We start from the raw sequence: 4,921 nt of genomic DNA on the forward strand, positions 1-4,921 counted from the left end.
ACTGATAATTTTCTTCTTCCTTTTGCACGACGAGAAGCTAATACTCTTCTACCGTTTGCTGTAGCCATTCTTTCGCGGAAGCCGTGTTTGTTTCTTCTCTTTCTTTGCGAAGGTTGGAATGTTCTTTTCATAACTGTATGATATCTTAACTATTATTTTTTTAAATAAGAGGTGCAAATATAGCGCGATTTTTTCTTAATTGCAAATAGATTCAGCAAAGTTTCGCTTTTTCTCCATTCTTTATTTGCTGCCGCCGCCGCATTATAATCCCAGCGCGGCTTTAAGCTTTATATAACCGGTTTTACTGACCGGGAGCCAAATATCTGACTTTAAAAGCACTATATAACTATCCTTTTCTTTCAATTCAATTTTATTCACCTGTGCAAGGTTGATGAGGTACGAACGGTGGATGCGGATAAACTGTTCGCTGTCAAGCGTTTTTTCAAAAAAACTCATGGTCTTGTTCTTAAAAAAATTCCCCTCGGTAGTGCTCAGTTTCACATGGTCGTCATCCGCTTCAAAGTAATGGATATCGCTTACAGGTATGATCTTGATCACCCCGTTTGTTTTGACCACTACCCTATGCTGTTGTGAAGGACTCATTCCTGCGCTCTCCAGCAGTTCTTCTGTCGGCTCTGCCTGTTTTAAACGTGCAGGCAGCTTACGCATGGCCTGATCAAAACGATCCTGCTCTATTGGTTTAAGCAGGTAATCCGCGGCATTTACCTCAAAAGCTTTAATAGCATATTCATCAAATGCCGTGGTAAATATCACTGCAGGCGGATTTTCCACCAGTTCCAGCATCTCAAATCCGTTGATCTTAGGCATCTGGATATCCAGGAAGATAAAGTCAGGCTTGAACTGGGTGATAGCTTTTAAGCCCTCAAAACCATCACTGCACTCAGCCAGGACCTCTACATCAGGAAAATTCTTCAGATAATGTTTAACCACATCTCTTGCTAAAGGTTCATCATCAATGAGTATCGTTCTGATCATATTTCTGTGGTATTTTAAGGGTCGTTAAATAGATGTTATCTTCCAGTGCCGCAGTCTGCAGTAAACTGCTGTCTGCGAAGAGCAAATATAATCTTCTTCTGATAGCAGTCAAACCAAATCCGGTGCCCCCGGTAGCTTTCATCTCCGGATCGAAAGGATTCTTCACACTAATCTGCAGCAGGTTATGCTCAACCTTCACATGCACGGAGATCAGTATCGCCGCAGAGGTATTGTAGAGCCCGAACTTGATGGCATTCTCAACAATGGGCTGCAGCAGTGTTCCGGGCAGACAAAGCCCCAGGGTATCTTCATCAATCCTTATATCCAGGTTCAGGCGGTGACTAAACCGCACTTTTTCAATATCCAGGTACAGCTGGATATATTCCATCTCTTCCTCTACACTTACCCAAACTTCATCGTCCCTCTTCAGCGTACCCCGTAAAAAGGAGGCCAGCTTGGTAATCATTGTGCCCGCTTCTTTGGGATTAACGATGGTCAGAGCATATACAGAATTGAGGCTGTTGAATAAAAAGTGGGGCTGCAGCTGGTGTCTCAGTTTATTTAACTCAGCTTCTTTGGCCAGGTTCTGTGCAGTATGCAACCGCTCCTGTGTTTCGGACTGTTCTTCCAGTTTGTACCACAGCACATTCGCAAAAGCGCACCAGGCAAGAAACACAAACAATACAATCGTTCTGAAAGGCATAGAAACATCCAGGAAGCTTACATAGCTCAGGTAGCGGACAAATAATGTGCTGAGCACATAGGTGCTGACAAAGGAGACAGCCGTTGCTAAAACAACTGCCAGCATAATAACGAACAGCACAATTTCCTGTTTGGGTTGGTAAAAACGGAGAATAGTGCCCACCACAAGACAGGACATGGCAAGCAATATATTGGTGATCAAACTGTCAGCTACCGAAGCGTACCAGTTGAAATTGAGCGTATAGTAGAAAAGCAGGACGAACGCCACAATCCATGCGATAAAGAGCATCACTCCTGCTTTTTGTACACTTTTGCTTAATAAGGGGTTATTGGCCACGATTTTCTGTTTAATAGTTTCTGATATCTACCCCGCCCATTATCGCTACGCCCGTTATTCTGATTATTTTTTCTGGTCCGCCGGCTGCCGGAACAAGAGATCTTTTGTCATCTACACTTCCAAATATGGGAGTCAGCTCCGTTTTTACAATCCATGTTGGCGGGATCACGATTTTTACGCCACCAAATATTGCTATGACGTCTAAAGTTACGGTTCCTTCAAAATCGGCCTGACTAAAGATCAGGTCACAACCCCCGAATACACTCACCACATCTCCGCCTTTAAAGTTCTTGGAAAAAACCTGATGTTTGCTGCCCCCGAATATATTTACTGAGTCGACATAATCATGCTCAGGATCTCCGGCCGAGCCGGGAGCAGGACTGCCAGTTCCGCTTGCGTCCGGGGAACCACCTGGAGTACCATCAGGGTTATCCTCTAAATTGAAATCCAGCGGTTTTTTTTTTCCTTTATATTTAAAGGCGCCCGCTGGCTTAAGTATCATATACAATCCCAGCATGATGAATGCGGCCGCAACATAGTAGTCGGACATGTCCAGTCCTGCCATATCCTCCAGGGTAAAGATTCCACCAATCACTACCATAACCAGCCAGCCGCCCCCTGTGAAATTGCGTCTGCTACCGATGAGCAATCCTATAGCCAGTAAAATCGTATGCCAGCTGAATACCCAGTGAGGTACACCTATACCAAAGTTTCTTAAGAAAAATATCAGACCCAGAACTAAAAGTATGAGTCCGGCGCCAAGTCTGTTAGAGTTGCTGTTTGTTTTTTTATCAGTGTCCATTACCTTAATTTTTCATCTAAACTAGGGTATAAATGCAGTTTTCTAAATAGCCGCAATCCCATACAGCAGCAAAAAACCGGTAAACACCCTTTTTCTGCCGGTAAAATATTTCCTTAACTTCGCCGTGTTATATTAATCCACATCCGATATGAAAAAGCGCATTCCCATAATCTTTATTTTGCTCCCTTTCTTTCTGCTTTGCCCCATAGCCATCTGGGCACAGCAAACTGGTCAGGCTACTCCTGCCTATGAGATTTTTGACACTAAAACAGGCAAAACAATCAGCACAGATGAACTGGTAAAAGCACTGAAGAAAGTGGATGTACTGGTATTTGGCGAAGAACACAATGATTCTACGGGCCATTTGCTGGAAGCTGAAATTCTTGGAAAGATGATCCGGTCCTACCCGTCCACGGCATTGTCCCTCGAGATGTTCAGTACGGATGTTCAGCCGGTAATTAATGAATATCTGTTAGCGCTGATCTCTGAGAAGAACTTTATCAAAGAAGCGAAGGCATGGAATAATTATAAAGACTACAAACCCCTGATTGAACTGGCAAAGACTGCCCATACCGATGTGATCGGGGCAAATGCGGCAACGCGTTACAGCAATGCTGTAAGTATGGCAGGATTGGACAAACTGAAGGATTTCCCGGCGGCCTCAAAATCTTTCCTTCCGCCTCTTCCTGTTGATACTGCCGCCGGAAGGTACCATGACAAATTTATAGAGACGCTGGGAGGACACGATATGGGCAGCATGAAGATTTATCAGACACAAAACCTCTGGGACGCATCTATGGCCTGGTCTGTAGCAAAATACGCAAAGTTAAATCCGGGCAGAAAGATTCTGCAGCTGAACGGAAGGTTCCACAGCGATGAAAGGTTGGGAATAGTTGCACAGCTTAAAAAGTATGCACCTAATTTATCTGTAGCAAATATATCCTGTTTTTCGGCGGAGAGCGCTGATGCTAAAGATACTGCAAAGTATGCAGGTATTGCCGATTATGTGATCGTGATTAGTCAGGCAAAACCGTAAGAAATACTTTTTATTTTCGGCGCTGCCCGTGGCCGGTCAGCAGCAGGCAGTGCCGAAAACAGCATTTATACTGTTCTGGTTTTCAGTAAATCCCTGATCTCAGTCAGTAAAGATTCTTCTTTGGTTGGTGCAGGTGGAGCTTTAGGCGCTTCTTCTTCTTTGCGTTTCATTGAATTAATAGCTTTTACCATCAAAAATATGATGAAGGCCAGAATGATAAAGTTGATCACCTCGGTAGCAAAGTTACCCCAGGCAAATACAGGTCCTGCTTTTTTAGCATCTTCCAGAGAAGCATTCGGATTAGCAGCAACGAACTCGCTAACTTTCGCATTCAGCGGAATATAAAAATTAGCAAAGCCCTTATCACCAATCAATAAACTTATAGGAGGCATAATCAGATCATTCACCATAGAGGTCACGATCTTTCCAAATGCTCCCCCGATAATTACCCCGACAGCAAGGTCTATTACATTGCCTTTTACGGCAAACTCCTTAAATTCTTTAACGAAACTCATAATGAAAAATTTATTTTGTGTTCAATATCACTTATAACTATAAACTTACATAAAGATATTTTATCTGAGCCCTTTCATTCTCAAAAGCTATAAAACAGATTTTATACATTTGTCAGAAATTATCAAACTATTTATCTGGCACCTTTATTAATAAAAATATAAACTTTATCATAAAAATGGCTATAATATCGAAAAAATAGCGTCAATTACAATAATAGACTTGAGTGTATAGTTTATATCTAAACCAAATGCTTATTTTTGAAACGGGTCAAAATACCTTTTCTACACAACATGCTTAAACAACATTTACAACAAAAGTTACTTCAAAAATTATCACCTCAGCAAATTCAGTTCATTAAATTATTACAGGTACCCACTGTTTCGCTGGATACCCGCATTAAAGAAGAACTGGAAGAAAATCCTGCACTTGAACAGGGCGAGGAAAGCCATGAAGAAGAATTTGACAATGACCTGAACGGCGAAGCCGACAACTTTTCAGATGAGGCTAATACCGAAGAAATGGACGGTAGCCA

At 42.4% G+C, this 4,921-nt stretch carries 6 protein-coding genes and 1 pseudogene; 2 read left to right on the plus strand and 5 right to left on the minus strand.

Translation table 11 applies throughout. The annotated features are described in order from the left end of the window. The 4 genes from rpmH to ABWY16_RS20875 form a co-directional block, all read right to left on the minus strand. The coding region (gene rpmH / locus ABWY16_RS20860) for a 50S ribosomal protein L34 (protein WP_353906605.1) at nucleotides 1-131 on the minus strand (131 nt) is incomplete at its 3' end. A gap of 130 nt (nucleotides 132-261) precedes the next feature. Further along, nucleotides 262-996, minus strand: a complete 735-nt coding sequence (locus ABWY16_RS20865) for a LytR/AlgR family response regulator transcription factor (protein WP_353906600.1) — start codon at nucleotides 994-996, stop codon at nucleotides 262-264. Then, nucleotides 974-2,035: a sensor histidine kinase gene (locus ABWY16_RS20870; protein WP_353906601.1), complete on the minus strand. Its 1,062-nt coding sequence runs from the start codon at nucleotides 2,033-2,035 to the stop codon at nucleotides 974-976. The genes ABWY16_RS20865 and ABWY16_RS20870 overlap by 23 nt, the downstream gene beginning before the upstream one ends. Nucleotides 2,036-2,045: 10 nt before the next feature. After that, nucleotides 2,046-2,837 (minus strand): LiaF transmembrane domain-containing protein, encoded by a 792-nt coding sequence (locus ABWY16_RS20875; RefSeq protein ID WP_353906602.1) that lies wholly within the window; start codon nucleotides 2,835-2,837, stop codon nucleotides 2,046-2,048. Nucleotides 2,838-2,985: 148 nt separating this feature from the next. Here ABWY16_RS20875 and ABWY16_RS20880 point away from each other — a divergent pair, with 148 nt between their 5' ends. Further along, nucleotides 2,986-3,873 (plus strand): ChaN family lipoprotein, encoded by an 888-nt coding sequence (locus ABWY16_RS20880; protein ID WP_353906603.1) that lies wholly within the window; start codon nucleotides 2,986-2,988, stop codon nucleotides 3,871-3,873. Nucleotides 3,874-3,938: 65 nt separating this feature from the next. Here ABWY16_RS20880 and mscL read toward each other — a convergent pair whose 3' ends face one another. Next, a complete protein-coding gene (gene mscL, locus ABWY16_RS20885; RefSeq protein WP_353906604.1) occupies nucleotides 3,939-4,388 on the minus strand; it encodes a large conductance mechanosensitive channel protein MscL in 450 nt (149 codons plus the stop codon). Between the two features lie 291 nt (nucleotides 4,389-4,679). Here mscL and ABWY16_RS20890 point away from each other — a divergent pair. After that, nucleotides 4,680-4,921: pseudogene (locus tag ABWY16_RS20890) on the plus strand (RNA polymerase factor sigma-54); the annotation flags it as partial.

The sequence above is a fragment of the Pedobacter sp. genome (assembly GCF_040513095.1).
Lineage (GTDB): Bacteria > Bacteroidota > Bacteroidia > Sphingobacteriales > Sphingobacteriaceae > Pedobacter.

Excerpts from the sequence above, each read along its gene's own strand:
- ABWY16_RS20865 (WP_353906600.1), bottom strand. The coding sequence starts at position 996 with ATGATCAGAACGATACTCATTGATGATGAACCTTTAGCAAGAGATGTG.
- ABWY16_RS20875 (WP_353906602.1), bottom strand. The coding sequence starts at position 2,837 with ATGGACACTGATAAAAAAACAAACAGCAACTCTAACAGACTTGGCGCC.
- ABWY16_RS20880 (WP_353906603.1), top strand. The coding sequence starts at position 2,986 with ATGAAAAAGCGCATTCCCATAATCTTTATTTTGCTCCCTTTCTTTCTG.
- mscL (WP_353906604.1), bottom strand. The coding sequence starts at position 4,388 with ATGAGTTTCGTTAAAGAATTTAAGGAGTTTGCCGTAAAAGGCAATGTA.